Genomic DNA, 25159 nt, shown 5'->3' with positions numbered 1-25159 from the left:
GCTGCCCGCGTCCGCGACCTGCGTGAGCGCCGCACCGCCCCGACCGCAGCCGACCCGCCCGTTTCCAAACCTGGACGTGCAGGAGCCCGCGTCGGTACCCACACCGTCCGCCCGGATCCCGGACGCAGGACGGATTCACAGGACCGCCGGGCAGTCCCCGGATGGGAGCGGCCATCGATGCGGGTGACGATGACGGTGTCGTTGCCGCAGCAGCCGGCCTCAATCGCCGAAGCTCGCCATGTCCTCGCCGTGCTGCTGAGCCTGACCAGCACCGATGAGCAGGTCCGCGACCGGCTGGCGACCGCGCTCACCGAAGCGTGCGCCAACGCCGTGGCGCACGGCGAGCCCGGCACGACCATCGACCTGTCCATCGCCGTCGACGCCGGCATGTGCGTGCTGGAGGTCGGCAACCGCGGACACCTCCTCGAAGATGGGCTGCTGGCGTCCGCCATGCCCGCTCCCGACCAGACCTTCGGCCGCGGGCTCGGCCTGATCAGCGCCCTGACCGACACCGCCGCGTTCCTGCCGGCCGCCGCCGGCTACGTCCTGCTCCGGATGACCACCTGCCTGCACGACGGCGCCGGGAGCCCGGCACGGTACGGGGCGACGCCACTATCATGATGTCCGAGTCTGGCCGTGATGTGCTGATCGTCGGCGAGGGTGGAGGGTGCGTGGAACTGTCTGTGGCGACCCGGCCGGGCCGCGCCAGTCTCGTCGTGCAATTGCACGGTGTCCTCGACTTGGCCACCGTCACCCACGCCCGCGACCAGCTGCAACAGGCCCTCGACGACGATGTGCGCACCATCGTGCTAGACCTCGCCGAAGTGCGGCTCATCGACTCCACCGCGCTCGGCATGATCGTCCAACTCCATAAGGACCTGCTCGAGCGCGGCGGCCGGGTGTGCGTCGCGGCGCCGCGGCCGATTGTGCGCAACGTTCTGCTGCTGACGTCGGTAGATCGTCTGGTCGGCATGTACGACACCGTGGCGGCAGCCGAGGCCGACCTTCCCACCGATAGGTGAACACCACGGCGGTCAGCCGGGCAACGGCTGGCTGGCGATGGCCTGATCGGCACCTGCCCTGCCGCGCCGCAGGTGTCCATGCTGGCCGTACCAGTCGAGAATCAGCAGCGTGGCGTCGTCGGCCAGGGTCGGTCCGGCCACCTTCAGCACGGCATCGGCCAGGGCCCGGGTCGCCTCCCGCGGATGCAGCCCGGCGGCCCGGCGCAGCTCGGCGTCGAGATCCAGCTGCGCCGCGCGGCGCTCCCGCATCCCGTCGGTCACCACGACCAGGCGGTCACCGGGCTGCAACCGCACCTCGCCGCTGGTGAAGGTGGCGTCGGCGAGCATGCCGAGCGGGAAGTTCCGCGGCAGAACCACCGGCTCGATCGCCCCGCCGCGGATGAGCAGCGGCGGCAGATGCCCGGCGTTGATCAACGTGCAGACGCCGGTGGCCAGGTCGATCCGGCCGAGGACCGCGGTGATGAACGTGCTGCGCGGCCCGGCGTGCTCAGCGATCGCAGCGTTCGCGGTGCTCGCCTGCTCCACCAGGTCCAGCCCGCGGCGGCGGGCGTTGCGCAGACTGCCCACGCCGAGGGTGGCGGTCAACGCGCTGGCCACACCGTGGCTCATCGCGTCGGTGACGCTGAAATGCAGCACGTCACGGGCTAGGGCGTAGTCGAACGTGTCCCCGCCGATGCTCGCCGCCGGCTCCAGCCACCCCGACAGCGTGAACGCCCCGGCCTCGCAGGTGAACGCGGCGGGCAGCAGCCGCCGCTGGATCTCCGCCGACAGGTCGAACGGCGTGGTCCGCTGCCCCCACTCGAACAGGTCGGTATGCCGCCGGTTGGCGATCACCACGAACCCGAGCAAGTGCGCGACCCGGCCAATCTCCGACACCGACCGCGCGTCCGGTACGGCCGGCAGCACCAGCTCCAGCAGCCCGATGACCTCGCCCCGCTCGGTGACCGGCGCCAGCACCGTCCAACCGCCGTCGGCGCCGAGCACCTGGGTGGTCTGGGTGCGCAGCGCCTGCTCCTGCGGACCGCCGTCAAACGGCAGTACGGTGGCGACCTCGTCACCGCCGCGCCGGCCCGCCTCATCGTCGGCTGCGTCGGCCAGCGGTATGTGCGCCAGCCGGACCAGCGCCCGGCCGCTCAGGTCGGCGATCAGGAACGACACCGACCGCGCGTTGAGGGCCTTGCCGAGCTCGCGGGTGACCGCCTCGACGGCATCGACCGGCGCAGCGTCCTCGGCCGCGCTCAATATTACTGCCATCATCGACGTGCCGCTGACCTCCACCCCTGCAGCATACGATCGCCTGGCAGTGACCAGTTCGCCAGACGCGGCCGATCTGCCGCGGACCGAACGGCACCGACACCCGACGTCCGGATCCGGACCGGGTGGCATGAGACGTTCTTCGGCGGTGTCCGAGCGGATCAGCGTGGTGCCGTTCCTCGCCGTCGCCGACGCCGACGTGCTCCTCCTGGCCACCCCCGCCAGCCAGCCGGGCGAGACCCGCGCCATAGAAGCGGTCGCCGTCGCCTTCACCGGGCTCGTCATCACCCGGCAGATCATTGCCCTGCGCGACAACCACAGGCTCGTCGCCACCGTCGACGCCCAGCTCGGCGAACTGCACCGCAATCAGGACCGGCTCACGCGCCAGGCCACCCACGACAGCCTTACCGGCGCGGGCAACCGCGCCCTGTTCGAGCACGACAGCCGACGGCGTTCCCTTCCGCGTGGCGCTGCTCGACCTCGACGACTTCAAGGCCGTCAACAACCGGCACGGCCACCACCTCGGTGACCGGCTCATCACCACCGTCAGCACGCGCCTGCACACCGTCATAGGCGGGCGGGGCACCGTGGTACGGCTCGGCGGCGACGAGGCCGCGCTGATCCTGAGCGCGGCCGGGCAGCCGCCGCGCCTCCGCTTCGACGTCGCCGCCAGCGGCGACGAGGCCGGCGGTCACGATTCGTGCCCGCCTTCGCCGCGCTGGTCGGCCGACCAACCGCCAGCATCCTCGGCACGTCTCATCGTCGAGGGTTTACGGCGCGAACCGGGAGGCCGTTGTCAACGCGACAGGGCGTGTTCGAGCTCGGCCTTGGTCATGCTCGACCGGCCTTTGATGTTGCGCTGCTTCGCCTCGTTGTACAGCTGTGCCTTCGTGCGACCCTGTGCGCCGATGTGCGAGCGTTTCCCGCCCCGGTGGCCGGACGACACGTCGTGGGTGGAGGAGCCGCTGGCGGTGCGGGACTCCCCAACCCGGGCCCGTTCCTTGTTGACGGTCCGGGCCGCGATTTCCTCGGCCCGGCCGGTGGACTCGCCGCGCTGTTTCACGCTGGCCTTGATGTGCTCGTACTGCCGTTCCCGTTTGGCATTCGAACCCGCCGGCATGACGTCCTCCTTCGATGACCGCGCAATCTCGGCTCCCGCACAGGGTTTCCCGGGATCTGGACCGCCTAACCGGGTGACGCCGGGCGTTGCGACGGGGTTCAGCCTTCGACGCCGGTGGAAGTGTGGGCGGCGCCGACCGGTTTGGACTCGGGGGAGCCGCGCTGGCGCAGGTAGATGGCGAGGACGGCCATGGAGAACACGGCGAGGAGCTCGGACTGCCAGTTCTGCAGGGTCCGGTTCCAGAAGTCCGGCTCCGCGAGGTACTGCAGCCACGAGTCCGGCGCCTGCAACTGGCTGAGCTGCCGCTCGTTGAACGCCGAGACTCCGGCGATGGACTGGGCCAGCCACGACAGCAGGAAGATCGTGCCCATGACCAGGCCGAGGGAGTTCGACAGCAGCGCCCGCCGCCAGCCCGCCGCCTTCGCCCAGGCCGGCGAGTCGGCCCGGGCGTACGGGCCGACCAGCTGCTGCTCGTCGGATTCGGTGCCGGCCTGGTCCAGAGACTTTGACTCCGGTGAGCCCTTCTGCAGCAGCCACACGGTCAGCACGATATACAGGAAGAACTGCAGGTATTCCGACTGCCAGTTCTCGGCCACGTCGACGGCGAAGTCGGCCGACGTCAGGTACCGGGCCATCGAGATCGGCGCCAGCCCGTCGGTGATCTGCTGCTGGTTGAAGTCGGCGTGCCCGGCAATCGCCTGACCGGCCAGGGCCAAGACGAACAGCACCCCGAACACCAGGCCCAGGGAGTTCTCCCGCAGGCGTCTGCGCATCGAGCTGCCGCTCATCGCTGCAGCGCCCCGATCGTGATGATGTACGCCAGGCCGAGGCCGACAACGGTCAGGCACAACACGAACAGCGTCCGCATCTCAAGCCCCCCGGCCCACGCAGTCGTACGGGCGCTCGCCTCGCGGGCGGCAACCCGCGGCGACGACCCGCCAGCCGCCGGGCAACGCCGCCAGGAAGACCGTATCGTCGTCGAAGACGACCTCCGCCCACTGGCCGTAGACGCCGACGTGCTGCACCGCGCCCGGCCCGGGCAGGTCCTCTTGCAGGATCGCGTCGGCGCACACCGCGTCGCCGGCCGCCTGCTGCACGGCCACGGCCGTGTCCGGGGCGAGCAACGCGCAAGCGGTGCCGCCGTCACGATCCTGCACCGCGGTCAGCAACCGCACCGCGGCGTCGGCGACGGCGTCCCGGCGCGGGACGCTCGTCGCGCACCCGGCCACGAGCAGCGCCACGCTCACACCGGCCGCGGCCGCTACCGACCGCCTCGTTCGCATACCGCTGGTGTTGCCCAGCCGCGAGATCCGGCACACATGATCAGCGCCGGATCCACCGGCAGGATCCCGATCTCGTGACCGGGCGCTACGGGTGCAGCACAACTTTCACGGTGCCGTCCTGCTTCTGCTGGAACGCCTCATACGCCTGCGGCGCATCCTCGAGGGGTACGTGGTGGGTGGCGAACGTATCCACGCCGAGCGGGTCGTCGTCGCCGGTGAGCAGTGGCAGGATGTCGGGGACCCAGCGCTTCACGTTGGCCTGGCCCATCCGCAGCTGAATCTGCTTGTCGAACAGCACCATCATCGGCAGCGGGTCCGCGGTACCGCCGTAGACGCCGGACAGTGAGAGCGTGCCGCCGCGGCGGACCACCTCGATCGCCAGGTGCAGGACGGCGAGCCGGTCCACGCCGGCCTTGTCAATGAGCTTCTCCGCGACCGCGTCCGGCAGCAGCCCGGCGGCCGTCTGCGCCAGCTTCCCGGCCGGCGAGCCGTGGGCCTCCATACCGACGGCGTCGATGACCGAGTCGGGGCCGCGCCCGTCGGTGAGTTCGCGCAGCCATCCGGCCACGTCGTCGTGTTCCGTGAGGTCGACGGCCTCGACGCCGCGGGCGTGGGCTCGGGCGAGACGCTCGGCGACAAGATCGATGCCGATCACGCGGTAGCCCCGGTGGGCGGCGACTCGGGTGCACATGTCCCCGATTGGGCCGAGCCCGAACACGGCCAGGGTCCCGCCGTCGGGTACTGCGGCGTACTCGACGGCCTGCCACGCAGTGGGCAGCACGTCGGAGAGGTAGACGAACCGGTCGTCGGGTGGCCCGTGCGGCACCGTGATCGGCCCGAACTGGGCCTGCGGCACCCGCAGGTACTCGGCCTGACCGCCCGGCACCTGACCGTAGAGCTTCGTGTAGCCGAACAGCGCCGCGCCCTTGCCTTCGGTCCGTACCTGCGTGGTCTCGCATTGGGTCATGAGCCCGCGGGTGCACATCCAGCAGTGCCCGCACGAAATGTTGAACGGGATGACCACCCGGTCGCCGATCCGCACGTTCGTGATGTCGGCGCCGATCGCCTGCACGATGCCCATCGGTTCGTGCCCGAGGATGTCGCCTTCGGCCATGAACGGGCCGAGCACCTCGTACAGGTGCAGGTCCGACCCGCAGATGCCGCTGGACGTCACCTGGATGACGATGTCGTTCGGCTGTTCGATGCGCGGGTCCGGGACCGTGTCCACGCGCACGTCGCGCTTGCCGTGCCAGACGACGGCCTTCACGATGCCGACCCCGGCTCGGCCATCCTGCGGTGCATCGCGGCCTTCGCGGTGTCGGGTAGCACTTTCGCGGCGACCGCCTGCACCTTGTTCGTGAACGAACCGGCGACCACGTGGTCGTCGCCGCGCATGAGCGCTTCGAATCCCTGCTCGGCCACCCGGGCCGGGTCGTCCTTCGCCCCGGCGCCGACCTTCGTGTCGCCCATGTCGGCGCGGTCGAAGAAGTTCGTGTCGGTCGGTCCGGGCATGAGTGCGGTGATGGTGACGCCGGTGTCCTTGAGCTCGTTGCGGACGGCCTCGGCGAAGGACTGCACGAAGGACTTCGACGCGTTGTAGACGGCCTGGAACGAGCCGGGCATCGTCGAGGCGATCGACGACGTGAACAGCACGCGCCCCGCGCCGCGTGCCACCATGCCCGGCAGTACCCGCTTCGCCAGATGCACGGTCGAGGTGACGTTCACGTCGATGATGTTGAGCTCGTCGCGCAGGTCCGTCTGACGCGTGAAGTCGCCGCCGGCGCCGCGGCCCGCGTTGATCGCGACCGCGTCGACCGGCCGGCTCGTGCCCGTGATCGCCTGCCAGAGGGACTCGACGCCGTCGAACGTGGCGAGATCCGCTCGCACCGCCTGCACCTGGATGCGCCCGTCGCGACGCAGATCCTGCGCCGCCTGCTCGATACCCGGGTCCTCCGCGGCGATGAGCAGATCGAAGTCGTGCTGGGCGAACTGCCGGGCCAGCTCGTATCCGATACCGCTACTGGCCCCCGTGATCACCGCAAATGGTCGTTGCGTCGCATCCGTCATGCGCCGCCCGATACCCGGGCACCTCACCCGAAAACAATCCGGTCGCGGCGCCGCCGTTTCGGTGGCCCGCGATCGTGGTAGGCAAAACCGGTGCCACAGTATCGGATGGACCACCGCCAGGCGCCGCTGCTCGAAGCGTTGGCGCAGTACCACCGCCTGGACCGCTACGGGTTCACGCCGCCCGGGCATCGCCAGGGTCGCGGCGCCGACCCGCGGGCCCGCGCGATCCTCGGCGCCGACACGTTCCGCGCCGACGTACTCGCCTCGGCCGGCCTGGACGACCGGTCCTCATCGAACGGATACCTGTCACGGGCCGAGGCGCTGATGGCCGACGCCGTCGGAGCACGGCAGGCGTTCTTCGCCACCGCCGGCAGCTCCCTGTCGGTGAAAGCCGCAATGCTCGCCGTTGCCGGCGGCCAGGGACAGCTGCTGCTCAGCCGCGACGCGCACAAGTCGATCGTCGCCGGGTTGATCTTCGCCGGGGTCGAGCCGCGCTGGATCCCCGTGCGCTACGACCCAGACCTGCACCTGGCCCATCCCCCGTCGCCGGAGCAACTCGAGACGGCCTGGCAGCGTCACCCGGGTGCGGCGGGCGCGCTCGTGGTGAGCCCGACACCGTACGGCACCTGTGCCGACCTGAACGCGCTGGCCGACATCTGCCACCGCCGCGGCAAACCGCTCATCGTCGACGAGGCGTGGGGCGCGCACCTGCCCTTCCATGACGACCTGCCGACCTGGGCCATGGACGCCGGCGCCGACATCTGCGTCGTCAGCGTCCACAAGATGGGCACCGGGTTCGAACAGGGCTCAGTCTTCCACAGCCAAGGTGACCTCGTCGACGCCCAGCACCTGGCAGCCTGCGCGGACCTGCTCATGACCACCAGCCCGAACGTCATCGTCTACGCCGGCATCGACGCCTGGCGCCGCCAAATGGTCCAGGACGGCGAGCGGCTGCTATCCAACGCACTCACGCTGAACCACCGTGTCCGGCAGCGCCTTGACGCGATCAACGGGGTGCGGGTGCTGCACGACGAGCTCCTCGCCAAGGAGGCCAGCCACGACCTGGACCCGATGCACGTCCTCATGGACATCAGCGAGCTCGGCATCAGCGGCTATCAGGCCGCCGACTGGATCCGCGAGCACTGCCACGTCGACATGGGCCTGAGCGACCACCGCCGGATCGAGGCGACCACGTCCATGGCCGACGACGAGAGGACCGCCGACCTGCTCATCGACGCCGTCACACGGCTCGTCGCCGCCGCACCCACGCTGCCCCGGGCGGCGCGGATCGCGCTGCCGCTGCCAGGCGAGTTCGAACCCGAGCCGGTTGTGCTGCCCCGCGACGCGTTCTTCGGGCCAGCCGAACAGGTCCCCGCCGACCAGGCCGTCGGACGCATCTGCGCCGAGCAGCTCACCCCCTACCCACCTGGCATCCCCGCCCTGATCCCCGGCGAGCACATCTCGGCCGAGATCGTCGACTACCTCCGAACCGGGCTCGCCGCCGGCATGGTCATACCCGACGCCGCTGACACGAGCCTCGCCACGATCCGCACCGTCGCGGCCCGCTGAACCACGACGCGGGCGACGGTGGCCCGCTGGACCGGGATCGTGGCGAGGTCCCTGCTCCCGGCCGAGCCGTTCGCCGCATTCCCTGGTGGCCAGCGCGAGCCGGAGCATAGCCACCGTCGCGAGCAGCCCACGGCCCACTCATCCCTCGCGCTGCCGCCTCCGCATGCGCCGCGCCGCCGGCCGCGGCCAGGTGGGCTGATCGGTCCCGGCACCACTGCGCGTCGGCGATGGTCAACGATGCGGACGGCGGAACAGCATCAGCTGCCCGGGCACTGCGGTGTGCACATCACCGGGTCGCCGTCGAGGATCGGCTCCGGCCGCCACCAGGCCCATGTCTACGGCTTCCGATCAATCGGTAGCCAGCCGGACCGGCGGATCGGGCTGCGCGGCCGACAGCGGCACGTTCGGCAGCCAGCGACAGCTGCAGCCCGATTGGACCGCCGGTGCGGCGTCGTGCAGCATCGCGAGCGCGAAGTCCTGGTCGACGAGCCAGATCCCCACGGTGCAGGCCCGGCACGCCAGGCCGCAGCCGCCCAGCGCAGCAGGACCCGGACGACCTCGGCGGGGTCCCAGCGTTGCGCTTTCGCGGTCGGGATCAGGTCGGCCATCGCCCGGCGGATGTGGGGCAGCTTCAGCCGTCGGTCAGCTCGATGGCCTCGGCGAGTGGGTCGCCGGCGGCGCCGGTGACCGGGCGCAGCCCGGTGATGCTCATGCCTGGTCTCCAGTCGGATTCGAGGTGGTGGTGCCGAACGCGGCCCAGGCGGAGGTGCCGGGTTGCAGGCTGTGGGTTTCGCTGGCGCGGGTCGGTTCGGTGTCGTGGTCGCGCTGGTGGGCCAGGATGCGGATGACGTCGTTGTCGGCGAACCGGCCGGCCAGCGCCGCGACGCCGAGCGCCTGGTCGACCGCGGCGACGCCGTGGAGCTTCGCCAGGGCCACGGCCTCGGCCATCTTGCGCCGGACTCGGCGGACCCCGGCCGCGCCGGCCTCGACCAGCCAGGCCGCAGCACCCGGGCCCAGCGCGAGGAACGCCGCCTCCTCGGCCGTGTGAGCTCGGGGCGTGCGGTCCTCCAAGTCGGACCGGCGGGCCCGGGGCGGGTAATGCTCGTCGAGGATCGACGGACTGCCCGGCTGCGCCCGGGGGTGGCGGGCGACCTCGGCCGGGCCGGTGCCGGTGACCGCCGTGACGATGAGTTCGTCGCCGTGGAACCGGGCCCAGACCCTCGTGTCGACCAGCTGGTGCGGAACCGAGTAACGGACCCCGTCAACGGAGATGGTGCAGTCCCAGTTCACTCGGCGGGTGGTGCCGAACGCGACCGTGAACGGCTGCTGCGGCAACGGATGCAGCCGAGCCCGCTCCTCCAGCAGCGCTTCAGCGGGCTGGCGGCGGGTCTCGCGGTGGACGCGGCCGTTGACGTGGTCGCTGAACTCGCGGCAGGCCACCTCGAGCTCCGCGAACGAGCGGTAGTCGTCCAGCAGGTTCGCCGTCGTGGGCACCAGGTCCGCCTTGGCGATCTTCACCGCGTTCTCCGACCCGCCCTTGGACTGCGGATCGGCCGGGACGCAGGTTCGGATCGTCACCCGTAATGCCGGGCGACCTGCACGATCTCCGGGTTGCGGACCGCGATATCGGCGACGTGCTCGACGGTCATCGTCTTCTCGTTGTCGGTCAGGACATAGGCCGGAACCCCACCGACCCGGCGCAGCGTCGCGTCCAGGCAGGCCACGATCGTCGGCAACGTCTTGTCCAACACCGGGATCACGACCCGGAACCGCGACCAGGCCAGCCACGCGCACCACAACGCCGTGCGCCGCCCGCCGATGCGCGGGCCTTCTCCCCAGTCGAACTGCAGCCACAATCCCGGCTCGGCGACCCACGGCCGGAACACCCGTCGCCGGCCCGCCTGCCACGCCTGCTTCACCGCCGCGACCGCCCGCCGGGTCGTGCGTTCCCCGCCGGTGAACCCCATCGCGGTGATCCGCCGATGCACCACATCCGCCCGGACCCGCCCACCCGAACGGGCCACCAGCTCCTCGATCTTGTCCATGAACTCGTCGATCGGACGCGCCCGCTGCGTCCGCTCCTCAGGACCGCGGCCCTCGTTGCGCAACTTCACATACCGGGCCACGGTGTGGTGGTCACACCCCGCCAGCTCGGCCACCGCACGGTAACTGCCCGTGAGGTCGTAAGCCTCCAAGATTTCCACGATCTCCCTGCCGCTCTTCACGCCGCCGACCCTCGCCGACCGGCATCAGCTCATGACCAGCGGGGAGGTAACTGGCCGTCCATGGGGAGAACCATGGCCACCAGCGAAGCGCTAAACGGCCGCCTGCGGGGAGGGCGGATTCCAGTGGTGGTCGCAACAGCGCAGGTCAGCCGGTTGTGCCGGTGAGTGCAGCAAACCGCTCGGCGGGGCTTGACCAATCGAGTGTCCGGCGGGGGCGGTTGTTCAGCTCGGCGGCGGTTGCGGTCACGTCGTCGGCGGTGTGGATGCTGAGGTCGGTGCCTTTCGGGAAGTACTGGCGAAGCAGTCCGTTGGCGTTCTCGTTGGTGCCGCGCTGCCAGGGGCTGGCGGGATCGCAGAAGTAGACGGGGATGCCGGTGGCGGCGGTGAATTCGTGATGGCGCGCCATTTCCACGCCTTGATTCCAGGTGAGGGTGCGAACCAAGTGCGTCGGGAGGCTAGACGTCGCTGTGCTGAGGGCATCGCGGACTCGCTCGGCGTTGTGGCCATCAGGAAGGTGCAGCAGCATCACGAAGCGGCTGGAGCGTTCAACGAGACTGGCGATGGCGGAGCGGTTGCTGGTTCCCTGGATCAGGTCGCCTTCCCAATGTCCGGGCTCGGCGCGGCTGACGGCCGCTGGAGGCCGGTGACTGTTGAGTTTCTCGGCACCGATGAACCGGGTGGCACGCTGACCGGTCCGCCGGCGGGGTTTCCGGCGGAGCCGGCCGGTGCGCAGCGATCGCGTCAGCTCGCGTCGGAGTTCACCATGTCCTCGACAGAGGGACTGGTGATGGTTTCTGGTGCGACTCGCATACGTGGCTGATCGGGAAACCTCATGGGGAGCACGTTGCCGATCTGCTCTGGGCTCCATCGCCGTTCGAGATGGTGCTGGACGAACTGGCGGAGATCGACCTCAGTCATGAGCCTGGCAGCTTTCGGGCGCGCCCGTCGACCTCGCGCTCGCTGGTGTGCGCGGAACAGGTGGTAGACGACGCTGAGTGGATCACTGTTGCGACGCACCTCGCGGCTGATGGTGGAGGGACTGCGGCCGAGTTCAGCAGCGATCGCGCGGATGCTGGCGCCGTGGACCAAGCGGTCCGCGATCGTGATCCGCTCGTCTTCGGACAGGAACCGAGCGCTGATGTGCTGCCGCGGCCCGACAATCGGTGCATAGGTATGGACCTGGCCAGCTCGGTCGACGACCGTGCGACCGTGCTCCATCGATTGCCGGCTTCACGATGCACGCCGACGATGCGACATGCCTCGGCGTTGATACCTTGCGCCATCAGGCGAAGATAGTGATCACGTTTCTCAGTCAACGCAGGAGGCCCGGGCGCCTTCCGCGGTCGACGTACTTGAGGCACAGCAACTCCTGAACAGATCAGGTGTTGCGATCACCCTTAGAATCCGCCCCGCCCGGGCTTGTGTGGTCGTCGCTGCCGGGCGTGGGCGATCAGGTGGTCTGGTCGTCCGGGGTCCGGCGGGGCAGCGCGACGGTGTGGCCGTAGAAGTTGCGGATGGTGATGATCACCCGGTCGTAGTCGTCGAGGTTGATGGGTTTGGTCACGTAGGCGTTGGCCTGGGCGTCGTAGCTGGCGGTGATGTCGGCATCCGCAGACGAGGTGGTGAACACGATCGTCGGGATCGCTTTGAACCGCGCATCGGTTTTGATCATGACCAGGGCCTGCCGGCCGTCGACGCGGGGCATGTTCAGGTCGAGCAGGATCAGGTCCGGGCGGGGTGCGTCGCCGTACGGGTCGTCGTGGTTGAGGAAGGCGAGTGCTTCGCCGCCGTCGGTGACGTGGTGCAGGGTGCTGCGGATACTGTGCTCGTCGAAGGCGCTTTCGATCAGTGCGACGTCGCCGGGGTCGTCCTCCACCACGAGTACCTGCAGCAGCGACCGGTCGGTCTCCATTGGTCCCTCCATGGGGTGGGGCGTTGCCGAAGTGTGCCCGACGAGCGGCACCTCCAGCGACCAGATGCCAGCCTGCCGGTCTCAGCAGACCCGCGCCGCGAGCCTACTCCACCCCGCACCCCGCACCCCGCTCCGCTCGGCGGCTGCCCGCCAGCCCCGCCCTGGTTTTGGGCGGGCGAGCGGTGGGGTATGACGCGCGTATGCGACCTCGGATCGTGGCCGCCGCGCTGGCCGGGTTGCTGGTCGTCGCGTGCGGGCTGCTCGGCTACTGCTCGGTGCGCCCGCCGGACTTCCACGACTTCCGGGTCGCGGCGGTCACAACGGCCCAGGCCGCACACGACGCACTGCTGACCGCGGACCTGACCGGCGGCGCGGTCCGCGACGGCAAGGCGACCCGTCTGTACGCGACGGTCATGCTCGACGACAGCACGAAGAGCCTCGGCTCCGCGGTCAAGGACTTCGCCGAGCTGCCGCCGCCGGACGCGACCGCGACGGCGCTGCGGGACCGGCTCCTGCCGCTGCTGAGCGAGGCCGTCGCCCGGCTCGGCGACACCGCGGCCGACCCGGCGCACACCGACGGACTGCGCGCGCTCGCCGGGCGGCTCAAGGTGTTCACCGACGAGAACGGGTGAGCGGCGTGAAGCTCAGGCAGACCCTCGCGATCACGTTGGGCATTCTGACCGCCATCGGCGGGTTCGTCGACATCGGCGACATCGTCGCGAACAGTGAGGCCGGGGCCCGGTTCGGGATGTCCCTGGCCGGGGTCGTGGTCGTCGGTGTCATCGGGATCTGTGTGTACGCCGAGATGGCCGGCCGGGTCGCTGCCGTCTCCGGCCGGCCCGTGTTCGACCTGGTCCGCGAGCGCCTCGGCCCGCGGATCGGCCTGCTCAACCTGGCCGGCTCCTACCTCGTCACAGTGCTGACCCTCGGCGCCGAGCTCGGGGGTGTCGCCCTGGCCCTCCAGCTGGCCACGAGCGTCAACTACCTGCTGTTCGTCCCCGTCATCGGGTTCGTGGCGTGGGTGGTGCTGTGGCGCACGAAGTTCGAGACCATCGAGCGGGTCTTCGGCCTGCTCGGCCTGACCCTGGTGATCTTCGTCGTGGCGCTGTTCCGGCTGGACACTCCTTGGCCGGACCTGTGGCGGCAGGCGTCCCATCCCGGCCCGCCGGGCAGCGAGAACTGGGGGACGTACGCGTTCCAGGCCGTCGCCCTGTTCGCGGCCGCGCTGACCCCGTACGAGGTGTTCTTCTTCTCCTCCGGTGGTGTCGAGGAACGGTGGACGAGCAAGGACCTCACCGTCAACAAGGCCAACGTCTTCATCGGGTTCCCGCTCGGCGGGCTGCTGTCCCTCGCGCTGATGGCCACCGCCGCGACCGTATTCCACCCTCTCGGTGTCCGGGTCGACACGATCGGGCAGTCGGCGCTGCCGGTGATCCTCGCCGCCGGCAAACTCGGCCTGGCCGTGGCCATCCTCGGCTTCTTCGCCGCGACGTTCGGCGCCGCGATGGAGACCGGCCTGTCGGCCGGATACACCATCGCGCAGTACTTCGGCTGGTCGTGGGGCAAGCGCCTCAAACCCACTCAGGCGGCCCGGTTTCACACTGTCGTCCTCGTCAGCGTCCTCATCGGCGTGGCCGCACTCGCCACGATGATCGATCCGGTGCAGCTCACTGAGTACACCCTCATCTTCAGCGCGGTCGTCCTGCCGCTGACCTACCTGCCGATCCTGGTCGTCGCGAACGACCGCGACTACCTCGGCGACCGGGTCAACGGCCGGCTCGCCAACAGCCTCGGCCTGCTCTACCTGGTCATCATCGTCGTGGTCGCGGTGGCCGCGATCCCGCTCATGCTGTTCACCGGAATGGGAGGCTGAGCATGCCGATCCTGATCGGCTTCGACCTGCTCGACCGCCAGATCATCGACCTCGCCGGCGAGTCCGTCGGCAAGGTCGACGACGTCGAGCTCGCCATCGACACCGACGGCGTCCCGCACATCGCCGCGCTCCTCGTCGGCCCGCAGGCCCTCGGCCGCCGCCTCGGCGGGCACCTCGGCCGGTGGATCTCCGGCATCGCCGGGCGGCTGCACCCGGCCGAAAGCCCCGACCCGCTGCGCATCCCCTGGGACATTGTCAACACCGACCGTATCGCCGACGACAACGCCGTCCGGCTCACCGTGCGCCGCGAACTGCTCACTGAGCCGTCGCTGGAGACGTGGCTGCGCGAGCACCTCATCGCCCGCATCCCGGGAGCTGACCGTGCCGGCAACTGAACCCACTCCTGCCGCACCGCGCGCGAGCGACCTCATCGGCCGGACCGTCACCGGCCCCGACGGCCGACATCTCGGCCGCGTTGCCGACCTCATCACCGACAACGGCGCCATCGTCGCCGTCATCGTCACTCGCGGCCCCTGGGGCCGGCTCCTCGGCTACGAACGCGACCAGGTCAGCGGGCCATGGCTCCTGGAAGTCCTCGCCCGGCGGATCCTGCGCCGCGACAGCACCGAGATCCCCTGGGCCGACGCCGCCCCGAGCCTGCGATCCCAAATGCAATAAGGCACGCGCGGCACGGTTGCCAACGCAATCAGTCCCGGTATGGTTGAACGAGGGTTCAAACCCGGCTGTCACATGCCGGGGCGCACCAGGGGATGCCGTCCAGCAGCGGCGGCACGACACCTTCCCATCGAACCCGCCTGTACGGATGTTGCGAACACTGCGCGCTCAAGCAATGGGCGTCGGTTGCCGTTCCGCTGTCACCGCCGGATGCCCGTCCGCTCCCGGCCGCAGCCCGCCGACCTCCAGCACCTTGCTGACCGTGAAGGGTTACCACATGGCCGTTACCGCGCCCACACTCCACGATTCCCGAGCTGACCTCGTGCAGGATGCCGCGCGCCTGACCCGCATCCGGCCGGCCTCGCGCGAGGAGACCGACGCGGTGGCGCTCGCGCTGCTGTCGCTGCTGGGCGATCTGCCCGACGGCAGCCCGGACCGCGACCGCGTCCGCGGCCGGCTCATCGAGCTCTACCTGCCGCTCGCCAAGTACCTCGCGCAGCGGTTCCGCAACCGCGGCGAACCCCTCGACGACCTCGTCCAGGTCGCCAACGTGGGCCTGATCCAGGCGGTCGACGGGTTCGACGCGACCCGCGGCGCGGCGTTCACCAGCTACGCCATCCCCATGATCTCCGGCATGCTGAAGCGGCACTTCCGCGACCGCTGCTGGGACGTCCGCGTTCCCCGCCGGGTCCAGGAGCTGCGCCAGCAGATTAACCGGGTCACCGAGACTTTGACGCACACGCTGGGCCGGTCGCCGACCGTCGCCGATCTCGCCGCGGCCGTCGACGCCACCGAAGAAGAGGTCATCGAAGCCCTCGAGGCCGGCTCCGCCTACAAGGCGCTGTCCCTGGACGCGCCGGTCGGCGGCGACGACCAAGGGGTGACCGTGCTCGGGGACATGCTCGGCCACGACGACACCGGCCTGGAACTCGCCGAGGCCCGGGAAGCGCTGCGGCCGCTGCTGGCCCGGCTCCCCGCCCGCGAACAGACGATCGTGGCCATGCGCTTCCACGGCGGCTGCACCCAGTCCCAGATCGCCACCGAGCTCGGCATCTCCCAGATGCACGTCTCCCGCCTGCTCGCTGGCGCCCTCACCACACTCCGAAACGGCCTCCTCGCCGGCTGACCCCGCACGCACGCTGCACCTCCACAGATCGACGTTTGTTACCCGATGACCAGGGCATGCACACGGCAGGACGACGTGACGAGTCACGGGACGGACGGCATGACCACCATCAGCGCACCTGCCGATCCGGATCAGCTGCGGGCCGAGATCGCCGCCACCCGAGCCGCGCTCGGCGCGACCGTCGAAGCCTTCGCCGCGAAGGCCGACCTCAAGACCCGCGCCGCAGACGCCGCCACCGACCTGGCCCACCGCATCCGAGCGCGCACCGCGGTCGCCGCCGACCGCGTCCGCGAGCAGGCCACCACTGCCGCCGTCGCGACCGCCCACCAGGCCCGCACCGTCAGCGCCGCCGTCGGTGACCCGCATCGATGGCAGCGGCTACGCCGCCGGTCACGCTCGCGGTCCTCGGCGGTGCGGTAGTCGTCGCTGCGGCGCTCGTCGCGGCCGGCGTGTGGGAACGGCGCCGGTGAGCGGCTGGGTGGGCAAACTCGCGTACAAGCCGGTCGGGTAGCTCCTCGGCGTCGCCGCCGGCGCAGCCGCCGGTGCGATCTTCAAGCAGGTCCGGCGGCTCGCCGGCCACGACGACGACGCACCCAACGCCACTGACGAGGACCGCGGTTGGGGCGAGATCCTCGCCGCGGCGGCCCTGCAAGGCGCCATCTTCGCCATCGTCAAGCCGCCGTAGACGGGCTGGCGCCGTCGCCATCGCCGTGCGCCGCACCACCGGATACTGGCCCGGTTGACCACGGTCGCCGCGCCGCAGCCCCGACGCTCTCGGGCCGGCGCCAGTCGTGCCGACCCGTACGGCAGCAGCTCGGCATCGAGTGTCACGGTGCTGATGCCGGTGCCGTCGTGCCTCCTGCCGCGGTCGGCCGCACAGCGCCGCAGAAGCGCCGTCGCCGGTCACCCGGTCCTGATGGCTCCGGTCAGCGCCACAGATCCGTCGAGGGCCTGGGTTGCGTGGCCGGCCGGCTGTTGGTGTTCAGGACGTACGGACCGGCAGCCGCGGGCACGGGTGCGCTGTTCCATTCGAGGAGGACGGCGGTGGCGTCGTCCTGGAGTCGTTCGTGTTGGTGGGCGAGGATGGCGTGGACGAGCCGGCGCATGGTTTCGGCGGCCGGGAGTTGATCCGCGAGAGCTCTGATGACGAATTCGGCGAGGCGTTGCACGCCGAAGAGGTCACCGGCGTCGGTGCGGGCCTCGACGACGCCGTCGGTGTAGAGCAGCAGCTGATCGCCGGTGTCGAGGGTGAGCTCGGCGACGGCGGGGATCGGGTCAGCGAGGTCGCCCAGGCCGAGGGGCATGGCGGTCGGCGCTTGGAGTTCGGCGATGCAGCTGCCGTTGCGCAGCAGCAGTTCGCCGGGGTGCCCGGCGCTGATCTCGCGGTACAGGCCGGTGGTGGTGTCGAGTTCGGCGAGGATCACGGTGACGAAACTGCCGGGGTGCTGGGCGTTGACCCACTTGTCGACCGAGCGGTAAGAGTCGGCGAGGTCGAGGCAGCGGCGGGCGTTGCGGTAGGCGCTGAGCGCCAGGGCGGTCAGCGTGCTGGCCTCGATGCCGTGCCCGGCGGCGTCGATCAGCGCGACATGAAGGGTGTCGCCGTTGCCGGCGTAGTCGAACGCGTCGCCGCCGACGTCGTAGGCCGGTTCGAGGATCGCCGCCACGGTGGCGTGGTCGGTGGCGAACGTCAGCGGCGGCAACTGAGTCCAGATGATCTCCGCGGCGAGCTGCATCGGGAACCGGCGGCGGGTGCGTTCCATGGCGTCGCCGTAGCTGTGCCGGGCGGTGAGAATCTGCCCGAGCAGCGTCGCGAGGGTCTGCAGATTCCTGTGCACATCCGGATCGGCGGCCGCGGCATGGCTGAGGGTGACCTCGAAGACACCGACGCGTTCGGCACCGTCGACGATCGGGAGCCACCACTGCTCGCCGCCCATTTCGCCGCTGGCGACGCGGGTGGTGGCGCCGATGCTGTAGGCGCGCGCCCGACGATGGTGCCATCGATCGGGATCGGGTCGGGGGCCGCCCGGATCGCCGGTACCTTGGCGAACAAGTCGATCTGGTTGTAGTCGACGAGCCACAGGGTGGTGGCGGTGGCGCCGAGACTGGTCGCGGTGTCCTCGGCGATACCTGGCAGGTCCTCGGGTTTGGCGTGGTGCAGTCGCCCGGCGAGGCTGTTCAGGGCGGTCATGCCTGCCGTGTTCATCGTGCCTCTCATCATGCCCGGATATGGAGCCGGCTGGGGTGTGCCGGCCCCATAGTGCGCACGGCGAGCGGCGATCCCCAACCGCGGCGGACCCCGCGTTGGCGCATGGCGCAGGACATGGTGCGAACGGCGGGTCACCCGCTATTCGAACCGTCAGCTGCGGCATCATGCTTTCGGCCGGCCGGCGTCCCCAGGGGCGGGGGTGACGGCTGGCACCCGCCCGCGGCGATGGCGCCATCGGCATCAATCCAGGAGGCCGACGCCCGGCGCAGGTGGACCATCGCACCGGTGACGTACGCGAGCTGGGAGGCCGCAGCTGGCCGCACCGCACGCTGGACCCCGCCACCGGCGTGCTGGTCGCCGGCTCGACGGGTCGCTCCTCGTGCTTCGCGGCCAGGCGCGGCGACGCCGCGTCGAGTCGCCACATCGGACCAGGGCGAAGGTCCGGCCGATGGAGGGACCCGGGCGGTGCCGCCGTGCGCGATGGCGCGGATCCACGTTGCCCGGAGGTATGGGTTCGCGACAGAACCCCGTACGCTGAGCGGATGAACGGTGCGGCCGCAGGGATCGAGCCGGCCGTGACGCGCGTTGGCGCGGCAGCGGGTGGCGCTGATCGCGACCCGTTTCCGGTCGAGTTCCCGGTCGTGGCGATCATTGCCTCGACTGGTGGGGTGGCGGCGCTGCTGCGGGTGCTGGAGCCGTTGCCCGAGGATTTGGCCGCAGTGGTGCTGGTGGCCCTGCATCAGGCTCCGCACCGGGTCAATGAGCTCGCGCGAGTGTTGGGTCGGCGGACCCGGCTGCCGGTGGAGCTGGCGGAGCCGGACATGGTGATGCAGCCGGGTGTGGTGCTGGTGGTGCCGCCGGGACGGCACTTGCTGGTGACGTCGCGGGCGCGGATCGCGCTGATCGAGACGGGTTCGTTGCCGCCGGCCCGGCCGTCGGGGGACCTGCTGCTGGCCACGTTGGCGGTGACCTGTGGCCCGCGCGCGCTGGCGGTGGTCCTGACCGGCTATGGGCATGACGCGCAGGCCGGGGTCCGGGCGGTGGTGCACTGCGGGGGCACGGTCCTCGCCCAGGACGAGGCCACGTCCGCGGTGTTCGCCATGCCGGAGGCGGCGATCGCCACCGGCAAGGTCAGCCAGGTCCTTGCCCTCGATGACATCGCTGCGGCGATCATGGACCTCGCCGCGCGCTGAGAGCTGCCTGCGCCGGCGTCGGCCGCGACGGCGGGCGCCCGGCTCGTCGCCACCGCCGCGTCTCGCGCATGGCCGGGCTGTGTGCGGCTACAGCGTTACCTGTGATCCAGGTCACGCTCTACCAGCGCGGTCCGCATCTGGGGGCGTGCGGCCATGTCCAGTGCCGTTCTGCTGTCCGAGGGTGTCGGTGGCTCAAGTTGCCGGGGTGGTGGTCGATGAGGCAGGGGTGAGGGTCGGTCTGCTGCAGCGGCTCGACGAGCGTTCGCGGGCGCGGCTGCTCGCCGAGGCGTTCGAGCACAGTGTGTGGCCAAGGCGGTGGCGAGTCTGGCGCCGGCGTCGTTCACTGACCTGGTCGAGGTCAACGCCGCGTTCTGTACCCTCGTCGGCTCCACGCGGCAGGAGGTGCTTGGCCGGTCCGCCCTGGCGGTGTTCGACCCGGTCGACCGGCCGCCGGTGCAGGCGATGCTAGAGCGGCTGGCCCGCGGGCAGCAGCGGGAGATCGTCGTCGAGCGGCAGCTGCACCACTACAACAGCACGCGGGTGTGGGTGACCATCCGGCGGTGATCACGCACGACGCCGGCAACGCCCCGTACGTGGTGCTCGAGTCGGTGGACTCCGGTGATCAGCATGCCCTCGCAGAGCGCGCCGCTCGGTTCCGGTCCGTGTTCACCGCCGCCCCGGCCGGTGTGGTCCTGCTCGGCCTCGACGGGATCGTGGCGCAGGCGAACCCGGCGGCCACCGCCCTGCTCGGCTTTGTCGGCGACGACCTGTCCGGCGCGGACGTGGGATGACTGATCCCGGCCGAAGACCTCACCGGTCACGGTTTGCGGATGCGGCAGCTGCTGGCCGGCCGGGCGCCGCCCTACCAGGTCCACCAGCGGCTGGTACGCCGCGACGGGCAGCACGTGTGGTGCCTGCTGGTGGTGGCGGTCCTGCCGGGCGAACGGGGCGCGCCGCCGACAGCCGCTGGTGCAGCTGGTCGACGTCACCGAGCAGCGCTATGACCGTGAGCTGCTCGACGCGATCGTGTCGGCCACGCCCGACCTGCTGCTAGTGTCCTGCGTCAAAAGTTCGTCGGTTAAGTGTGAGTAGGATGGTGGGATGCCGAGGACCGGGCGTCCCACTACCCCGCTGGTGCTGACTGATGAAGAGCGATCCGTGCTGGTTCGGTGGTCGCGGCGGGCGAAGACGGCGCAGGTGCTTGCGATGCGGGCGCGGATTGTCCTGGCGTGTGCTGAAGGTGCCTCGAACGCCGACGTGGCAACGAATTTGGGCGTGCATCCGGACACGGTCAGCAAGTGGCGCCGGCGGTTCGTGGCGATCCGCCTCGATGGGTTGATTGATGAGCAGCGGCCGGGGCGGCCGCCGTCGATCGGCCTTGACCGGATCGAACAGGTTGTGGTGACGACGTTGGAGCAGACGCCGCGCAACGCCACGCACTGGTCGCGTAAGTCGATGGCGGAACGGTCCGGGATGTCGAAGTCCACGGTCGGCAGGATCTGGCGGGACTTCGGATTGAAGCCGCACCTGGCGGAGACGTTCAAGCTGTCCACCGATCCGCAGTTCATCGAGAAGGTCGTCGACGTCGTCGGCTTGTATCACAACCCGCCGGAGCGGGCGGTCGTGCTGTGTGTCGATGAAAAGTCCCAGATCCAAGCTCTCGAGCGGTCCCAGCCCGTGCTGCCGATGATGCCCGGCATGCCCGAGCGGCGCACCCACGACTACCACCGCAACGGGATCACCAGCCTGTTCGCCGCGTTCAACATCGCCGACGGCACCGTGATCAGCGAACTGCACCGCCAGCACCGGGCCGCGGAGTTCAAGAAGTTCCTGACCACCATCAACAAGACCGTGCCCGCCGATCTGGACGTGCACCTGGTCTGCGACAACTACGGCACGCACAAGACCCCGCAGATCCGCGCCTGGCTCGCCCGGCACCCCCGCTTCCACATGCACTTCACCCCGACCGGCTCATCCTGGATCAACCAGGTCGAACGGTGGTTCGGGTTCCTCACCGAGCAGAAGATCCGCCGCGGCACCCACAAGAGCGTGCAGTCACTCGAAGCAGACATCCGATCGTGGATCACCGACTGGAACAGCAATCCACGACCGTTCATCTGGACCAAGACCGCCGAAGAGATCCTCGAGTCACTCGCACGATTTTGCCGACGAATTTCTGACGCGGGACACTAGTGTCCACCCCGGCCGGTCGGGTGGTCCGCGCGAACACCGCCTGGTCCCGGCTCGGCTGGAGCGAAGCGGACCTGGGCGGCCGTGCTCGGCCGCAGCCTCGACGAGGTGCCCGGCCACCGCGACCGCGACTTCATCCACCCCCGACGATCTCGGCCGCAGCGAGGAGCAGCGACGGCGAACCAGGCAGCAGCCGGGCCTGGTCGCCCGGTTCGGCATCCGACAGGTCCGTCCCGACGGCAGCATCGTGTGGGCTCGCCTGAGCCTGACTGCGATCCCCCGGCCCCAGCTCCGGCTCGGGCGGCGTTGCGCATTGGGCGTTCCAGGCCGAGGACATCACTGCGACCGTGGCCGCGACCGCGCGGGCGCGGCGGGAGACGGCCCGGCTGCGGACCACGATCGCGGGGCAGCGGGAAGTGACCTCGGCGGCCGGTGACCGCGACACCATACTGCAGGCGATGGCCGACGGGGCGTTGCAGGTCATCGACGCCAACGACGCCACCTCCGTGCACCTGCTCGACCCCGACGGCACGACGCTGTCGATGGCGACCGCGAGCGGTGATGTGCCCGCCGACCGTCCGCCGGTGCCGGTGACCGGGTCCCTGGCCGGGCTGGCGATGCGCACCGCGACCACGCAACGCTGCAACGACCCTGCCCGGGACGGCCGGGTCGCGGCGGCGGTCGTCGCCGCCGCGCGCGTCGGGTCGTTCATGGTCGCGCCGCTGCTCGGCGCCGACGGGCCCCTCGGGGTCCTGTCGGTGCGCAGCCGGTGGCCGGGCGCATTCGACGACACCGACGAGCAGCAACTGAAGCTGCTCGCCGACTCGCTGACCGGGGCGCTAAGCCACGCCGAGGCCACCGCCGCCCGCCAGCACGCCGCCGAACGCGAGACGCAGCGGATGCGCGAGCTGCTGCTGGTGCAACGGGAGGTGACCGCGGCCGCCGCCGACCGCGACATCGCGATCGCCGTCGTCGCCCAACGCGCCACCCGCCTCTTCCCCGCCGCCGACGGCGTCGCCGTGGAACTCCTCGACGGCGACACGATGCGGTACGCGGCCACCGCCGGCACCCTCACCGCCGCGCTCGGCACCCGGGTCCCGGTCGTCGGCTCGATCAGCAGCACCGTCCTGGTCACCGGCGAACCCGCCCACTGCACCGACACCCGCACCGACCCGTCGGCGCGTTGACGGTCGCCGCCACCCGGGCCGGCGCGTTCGACGACACCGACGAGCAGCAGCTGAGCCTGCTCGCCGACAGCCTCAGCTCCGCGCTGCGCCACGCCGACGACGCCGCCCGCACCGCGAACCTGCTCGCCGAACGCACCGCCGCGCTCACCGCGCTGCAGGCCAGCGAAACCCGCTTCCAGGTCGCGTTCGACAACTCCCCGCTCGGCCTGACCCTGGCCAGCGTCGACCCCGCGGAGTTCGGCCGGTACCTGCACGCCAACCCGGCCATGACCCGGATCACCGGCTACAGCACCGCCGAACTCAGCACCATGACGTTCCGGGACCTGCAGCACCCCGACGACGTGGACAGCACCGCCGACCTCTTCCACCAGCTCATCGACGGCACCTGCGACATCGTGACCATCGAACGGCGCTACCGGCACAAGGACAGCCACACAGTCTGGGTCACCGTCGCTGTCGCCATCGCCCCTGACGAGCACGGTGCGCCGCGGTATGCGGTCGACCAGGTGAAGACGTCACCGACGTGTCGTGCTGCCCTGGCCCAGCTGCAACGCCAGGCCACTTTGCTCGAGCTCATCCCGGCCACGGTCCTCGTCCGTGACCTCGACGGACCCATCCGGTGGTGGAACCGGGGCGCCGAAGAACTCTACGGCTGGGCCTTGTCGGCCGCCACCGGCGAGAGCAGCCATCGGCTCCTGGCAACCCGGTTCCCGCACGGCAGCACCGCCGCCGACCTCACCCGCACGCTGCGCGAAGACGGCCGCTGGGACGGGCAGCTGGACCACGTCACCGCGGACGGCCGCACCGTCACCGTCCTCAGCCGGCAGGTCCTGCACCTCGACACCACCGTCGGCGCTGCACAGCCCGCTGCAGGCGCCGACCTGGCCGGGTCGGTGTTGGAGATCAACACCGATGTGACCGCGGAGCGGGCCGCCGAGCGTGCCCTCGCCGCATCCGGACAACGGTTCAAAGGCCAGTTCAGCAACTCCGCCGTTGGGCAGATCATCCGCGCCCTCGACGGCACCCTCCTGGCCGTCAACCCGGCCTACGCCGCCCTGCTCGGCCACACCCCCGAGCAGCTCATCGGCGGGAGCAGCATGGGCGATCGATGGGTGCGCATGCCGAAACGGTGCCCGGCGTGCTGAACGGTTGCGCTACATCCGATCACCACCGGAACACAACGCGATCGCTGCGGCATGGGCTACGAATCCCCGACCGCCGGTCGTGCGCCTCGCGACAAGCCAAGATCGACTCACTCATCTGGCCGGGCTGCGGTCGTAGATCCAGCAAATAAGTAGCCGATGTGCGGATGCCGCAGGTCCGTCTATTCCTGGTCGACGAACGAGACCACAGCGTTGATGGCGTTGTCGCGGTGTACGAATCGGTCTGCCGGGTCCGTGTACAGGCGGGCGTGCAGGTGCATGTCGTGCCAGCCGTCGGCGTGCAGCAGATATCCGCGCAGGGTGCCCTCGGCGGGAAACCCGCACCTCGTCGCAACGTTGCAGGACGCCGGGTTGCCGGTCGAGTGCAACAGGAACACGCGATGCAGCCGGAGCACCTGGAATGCCCACCGGGCGAGTGTGAGGGTCGCCCTCGTCGCCACGCGGGCACCGCGCGCGGCGGGTATGACCCAGTAGGACACCTGCGCCTGGGCCGCGAACAACGCGATGGTGCGCAGACTGACATGGCCGATCGCCCGATCGTCGCCGGTGCGCACGACGGCCCAGCCCGCATCGGTCTCAGCCGGCCACGTCGTGGCCCAGGCAGCCACCCACTGGCGGGCTTCGTCGTCGCTGTCGATCCTGCGCATGTGCCAGCGCTGAATGTCGGGGGCAGCGAACGCGGCACGGACGGCGGCTGCGTCGTCGTCGTCGGCGCGCCACGGGCGCAGCACCAGGTCGTCGTCGACAGCCAGTCGAGGCTGTGTGAGGCTGCGCAGCGATCCGGCCGCAAGTGCGGGATCGACCAAGCTCGGCATATGCATCACCGTAGCGGCCGGCGCCCGCACCCGCCGCGTGAGCCGGTCAGTGGGCCACCACGAACCAGCGGTCCGGGGTACGACGGCCGACGCCGGCGCTGATCCGCACGTCGCGCAGGCCACTGTCGCGCAGGACGTCGCGGAGTTCCGGCTCGGTCCAGGGTCGCATGGTGAAGCTGTAGTGTGACACCTGCGACGGCATGGCGGGCCTGTCCATCTCGTACGTCTCCTCGACCTCCAGCCGTCCGCGTCTCCAGGTCGTACGGCTGACGAAGGTCA

At 70.5% G+C, this 25159-nt stretch carries 30 protein-coding genes and 3 pseudogenes; 19 read left to right on the top strand and 14 right to left on the bottom strand.

Annotated features, from left to right (window positions below; translation table 11 throughout):
• Positions 1-189: 189 nt before the first annotated feature.
• Both ACQP00_RS21610 and ACQP00_RS21605 read left to right on the top strand, forming a co-directional pair.
• Positions 190-621, top strand: a complete 432-nt coding sequence (locus ACQP00_RS21610) for an ATP-binding protein (protein ID WP_433221772.1) — start codon at positions 190-192, stop codon at positions 619-621.
• A 50-nt stretch (positions 622-671) separates the two neighbouring features.
• The gene (locus tag ACQP00_RS21605) at positions 672-1022 is read left to right on the top strand and encodes an STAS domain-containing protein (RefSeq protein WP_433221770.1); all 351 of its coding nucleotides are present in this window, start codon (positions 672-674) and stop codon (positions 1020-1022) included.
• A gap of 12 nt (positions 1023-1034) precedes the next feature.
• Here the strand turns inward: ACQP00_RS21605 and ACQP00_RS21600 are convergent, their stop codons facing one another.
• Positions 1035-2300: a PP2C family protein-serine/threonine phosphatase gene (locus ACQP00_RS21600; RefSeq protein ID WP_433221768.1), complete on the bottom strand. Its 1266-nt coding sequence runs from the start codon at positions 2298-2300 to the stop codon at positions 1035-1037.
• A 440-nt stretch (positions 2301-2740) separates the two neighbouring features.
• On the opposite strand from ACQP00_RS21600, the pseudogene ACQP00_RS21595 reads away from it, so the two are divergent.
• Positions 2741-2854, top strand: a pseudogene (locus tag ACQP00_RS21595) (diguanylate cyclase domain-containing protein); the annotation flags it as partial.
• 218 nt (positions 2855-3072) lie between these two features.
• On the opposite strand, the gene ACQP00_RS21590 reads toward ACQP00_RS21595, so the two are convergent.
• From ACQP00_RS21590 to ACQP00_RS21570, 5 genes are all read right to left on the bottom strand, one after another.
• Positions 3073-3396 carry a plasmid stabilization protein gene (locus ACQP00_RS21590; protein WP_433221766.1) on the bottom strand — a complete coding sequence of 108 codons (324 nt, stop codon included), beginning with the start codon at positions 3394-3396 and terminating at the stop codon, positions 3073-3075.
• A 98-nt stretch (positions 3397-3494) separates the two neighbouring features.
• The gene (locus tag ACQP00_RS21585) at positions 3495-4184 is read right to left on the bottom strand and encodes a DUF6766 family protein (RefSeq protein ID WP_433221764.1); all 690 of its coding nucleotides are present in this window, start codon (positions 4182-4184) and stop codon (positions 3495-3497) included.
• 81 nt (positions 4185-4265) lie between these two features.
• Complete coding sequence (locus ACQP00_RS21580; RefSeq protein ID WP_433221762.1) at positions 4266-4679, bottom strand: hypothetical protein; 414 nt, start codon at positions 4677-4679, stop codon at positions 4266-4268.
• An 85-nt stretch (positions 4680-4764) separates the two neighbouring features.
• Complete coding sequence (locus ACQP00_RS21575) at positions 4765-5946, bottom strand: zinc-dependent alcohol dehydrogenase (RefSeq protein ID WP_433221760.1); 1182 nt, start codon at positions 5944-5946, stop codon at positions 4765-4767.
• Positions 5943-6746 carry an SDR family NAD(P)-dependent oxidoreductase gene (locus ACQP00_RS21570; RefSeq protein WP_433221758.1) on the bottom strand — a complete coding sequence of 268 codons (804 nt, stop codon included), beginning with the start codon at positions 6744-6746 and terminating at the stop codon, positions 5943-5945. Before ACQP00_RS21570 ends, ACQP00_RS21575 begins: the two co-directional genes overlap by 4 nt.
• A 90-nt stretch (positions 6747-6836) precedes the next feature.
• On the opposite strand from ACQP00_RS21570, the gene ACQP00_RS21565 reads away from it, so the two are divergent.
• Entirely contained in the window at positions 6837-8315 is a 1479-nt protein-coding gene (locus ACQP00_RS21565; protein WP_433221756.1) for an aminotransferase class I/II-fold pyridoxal phosphate-dependent enzyme, read from the top strand.
• 348 nt (positions 8316-8663) lie between these two features.
• On the opposite strand, the gene ACQP00_RS21560 is transcribed toward ACQP00_RS21565, so the two are convergent.
• The 5 genes and pseudogenes from ACQP00_RS21560 to ACQP00_RS21540 all read right to left on the bottom strand — a co-directional run bounded on the left by ACQP00_RS21560 (position 8664) and on the right by ACQP00_RS21540 (position 12452).
• Positions 8664-8816, bottom strand: coding sequence for a hypothetical protein (locus ACQP00_RS21560; RefSeq protein ID WP_433221754.1), 153 nt, complete (start codon positions 8814-8816; stop codon positions 8664-8666).
• A gap of 207 nt (positions 8817-9023) precedes the next feature.
• A pseudogene (istA, locus tag ACQP00_RS21555) lies at positions 9024-10540 on the bottom strand (IS21 family transposase).
• 145 nt (positions 10541-10685) lie between these two features.
• Positions 10686-11273 carry an IS30 family transposase gene (locus tag ACQP00_RS21550; RefSeq protein WP_433223940.1) on the bottom strand — a complete coding sequence of 196 codons (588 nt, stop codon included), beginning with the start codon at positions 11271-11273 and terminating at the stop codon, positions 10686-10688.
• An 8-nt stretch (positions 11274-11281) separates the two neighbouring features.
• Entirely contained in the window at positions 11282-11758 is a 477-nt protein-coding gene (locus tag ACQP00_RS21545; RefSeq protein ID WP_433221752.1) for a transposase, read from the bottom strand.
• 232 nt (positions 11759-11990) lie between these two features.
• A complete protein-coding gene (locus ACQP00_RS21540) occupies positions 11991-12452 on the bottom strand; it encodes a response regulator (RefSeq protein ID WP_433221750.1) in 462 nt (153 codons plus the stop codon).
• Between the two features lie 200 nt (positions 12453-12652).
• Here ACQP00_RS21540 and ACQP00_RS21535 point away from each other — a divergent pair, with 200 nt between their 5' ends.
• From ACQP00_RS21535 to ACQP00_RS21505, 7 genes and pseudogenes are all read left to right on the top strand, one after another.
• Positions 12653-13084, top strand: coding sequence for a hypothetical protein (locus ACQP00_RS21535; RefSeq protein WP_433221748.1), 432 nt, complete (start codon positions 12653-12655; stop codon positions 13082-13084).
• Positions 13085-13089: 5 nt separating this feature from the next.
• Positions 13090-14325, top strand: coding sequence for an NRAMP family divalent metal transporter (locus ACQP00_RS21530; RefSeq protein ID WP_433221747.1), 1236 nt, complete (start codon positions 13090-13092; stop codon positions 14323-14325).
• 2 nt (positions 14326-14327) lie between these two features.
• On the top strand, positions 14328-14720 hold the full coding sequence (locus ACQP00_RS21525) for a PRC-barrel domain-containing protein (RefSeq protein WP_433221745.1): 393 nt from the start codon (positions 14328-14330) through the stop codon (positions 14718-14720).
• Positions 14707-15003: a PRC-barrel domain-containing protein gene (locus ACQP00_RS21520; protein ID WP_433221743.1), complete on the top strand. Its 297-nt coding sequence runs from the start codon at positions 14707-14709 to the stop codon at positions 15001-15003. The genes ACQP00_RS21525 and ACQP00_RS21520 overlap by 14 nt, the downstream gene beginning before the upstream one ends.
• Positions 15004-15277: 274 nt before the next feature.
• A complete protein-coding gene (locus ACQP00_RS21515; protein ID WP_433221741.1) occupies positions 15278-16126 on the top strand; it encodes a SigB/SigF/SigG family RNA polymerase sigma factor in 849 nt (282 codons plus the stop codon).
• Positions 16127-16225: 99 nt separating this feature from the next.
• A complete protein-coding gene (locus ACQP00_RS21510) occupies positions 16226-16546 on the top strand; it encodes a DUF3618 domain-containing protein (RefSeq protein WP_433221740.1) in 321 nt (106 codons plus the stop codon).
• A 46-nt stretch (positions 16547-16592) separates the two neighbouring features.
• A pseudogene (locus ACQP00_RS21505) lies at positions 16593-16869 on the top strand (DUF4235 domain-containing protein).
• A 183-nt stretch (positions 16870-17052) separates the two neighbouring features.
• Here the strand turns inward: ACQP00_RS21505 and ACQP00_RS21500 are convergent.
• A complete protein-coding gene (locus tag ACQP00_RS21500; protein WP_433221738.1) occupies positions 17053-17961 on the bottom strand; it encodes a PP2C family protein-serine/threonine phosphatase in 909 nt (302 codons plus the stop codon).
• On the opposite strand from ACQP00_RS21500, the gene ACQP00_RS21495 reads away from it, so the two are divergent.
• The 8 genes from ACQP00_RS21495 to ACQP00_RS21460 all read left to right on the top strand — a co-directional run bounded on the left by ACQP00_RS21495 (position 17956) and on the right by ACQP00_RS21460 (position 24047).
• Positions 17956-18192: a hypothetical protein gene (locus ACQP00_RS21495; RefSeq protein WP_433221736.1), complete on the top strand. Its 237-nt coding sequence runs from the start codon at positions 17956-17958 to the stop codon at positions 18190-18192. The genes ACQP00_RS21500 and ACQP00_RS21495 overlap by 6 nt on opposite strands.
• 682 nt (positions 18193-18874) lie before the next feature.
• A complete protein-coding gene (locus tag ACQP00_RS21490; RefSeq protein ID WP_433221734.1) occupies positions 18875-19525 on the top strand; it encodes a chemotaxis protein CheB in 651 nt (216 codons plus the stop codon).
• A 315-nt stretch (positions 19526-19840) separates the two neighbouring features.
• The gene (locus ACQP00_RS21485; RefSeq protein ID WP_433221732.1) at positions 19841-20089 is read left to right on the top strand and encodes a PAS domain-containing protein; all 249 of its coding nucleotides are present in this window, start codon (positions 19841-19843) and stop codon (positions 20087-20089) included.
• Positions 20086-20316 carry a PAS domain-containing protein gene (locus ACQP00_RS21480; RefSeq protein WP_433221731.1) on the top strand — a complete coding sequence of 77 codons (231 nt, stop codon included), beginning with the start codon at positions 20086-20088 and terminating at the stop codon, positions 20314-20316. Before ACQP00_RS21485 ends, ACQP00_RS21480 begins: the two co-directional genes overlap by 4 nt.
• A gap of 178 nt (positions 20317-20494) precedes the next feature.
• Positions 20495-20617, top strand: coding sequence for a hypothetical protein (locus ACQP00_RS21475; RefSeq protein ID WP_433221729.1), 123 nt, complete (start codon positions 20495-20497; stop codon positions 20615-20617).
• A 9-nt stretch (positions 20618-20626) separates the two neighbouring features.
• Complete coding sequence (locus ACQP00_RS21470; RefSeq protein ID WP_433221255.1) at positions 20627-21718, top strand: IS630 family transposase; 1092 nt, start codon at positions 20627-20629, stop codon at positions 21716-21718.
• Positions 21719-22062: 344 nt separating this feature from the next.
• Positions 22063-22902 carry a GAF domain-containing protein gene (locus ACQP00_RS21465; RefSeq protein WP_433221727.1) on the top strand — a complete coding sequence of 280 codons (840 nt, stop codon included), beginning with the start codon at positions 22063-22065 and terminating at the stop codon, positions 22900-22902.
• Complete coding sequence (locus tag ACQP00_RS21460) at positions 22899-24047, top strand: PAS domain-containing protein (RefSeq protein WP_433221725.1); 1149 nt, start codon at positions 22899-22901, stop codon at positions 24045-24047. The genes ACQP00_RS21465 and ACQP00_RS21460 overlap by 4 nt, the downstream gene beginning before the upstream one ends.
• A 179-nt stretch (positions 24048-24226) precedes the next feature.
• On the opposite strand, the gene ACQP00_RS21455 is transcribed toward ACQP00_RS21460, so the two are convergent.
• Positions 24227-24880 carry a GNAT family N-acetyltransferase gene (locus ACQP00_RS21455; RefSeq protein WP_433221723.1) on the bottom strand — a complete coding sequence of 218 codons (654 nt, stop codon included), beginning with the start codon at positions 24878-24880 and terminating at the stop codon, positions 24227-24229.
• Between the two features lie 46 nt (positions 24881-24926).
• On the bottom strand, positions 24927-25049 hold the full coding sequence (locus ACQP00_RS21450; RefSeq protein WP_433221721.1) for a hypothetical protein: 123 nt from the start codon (positions 25047-25049) through the stop codon (positions 24927-24929).
• Between the last annotated feature and the right edge of the window lie 110 nt (positions 25050-25159).

Origin of the sequence: Dactylosporangium sp. CS-047395 (assembly GCF_050942185.1) — a bacterium.
In the GTDB taxonomy this organism is placed as follows: domain Bacteria; phylum Actinomycetota; class Actinomycetes; order Mycobacteriales; family Micromonosporaceae; genus Dactylosporangium.
The sequence above is the reverse complement of the archived record's forward strand: the minus strand, read 5'-3'. Positions and strand labels throughout refer to the sequence as shown.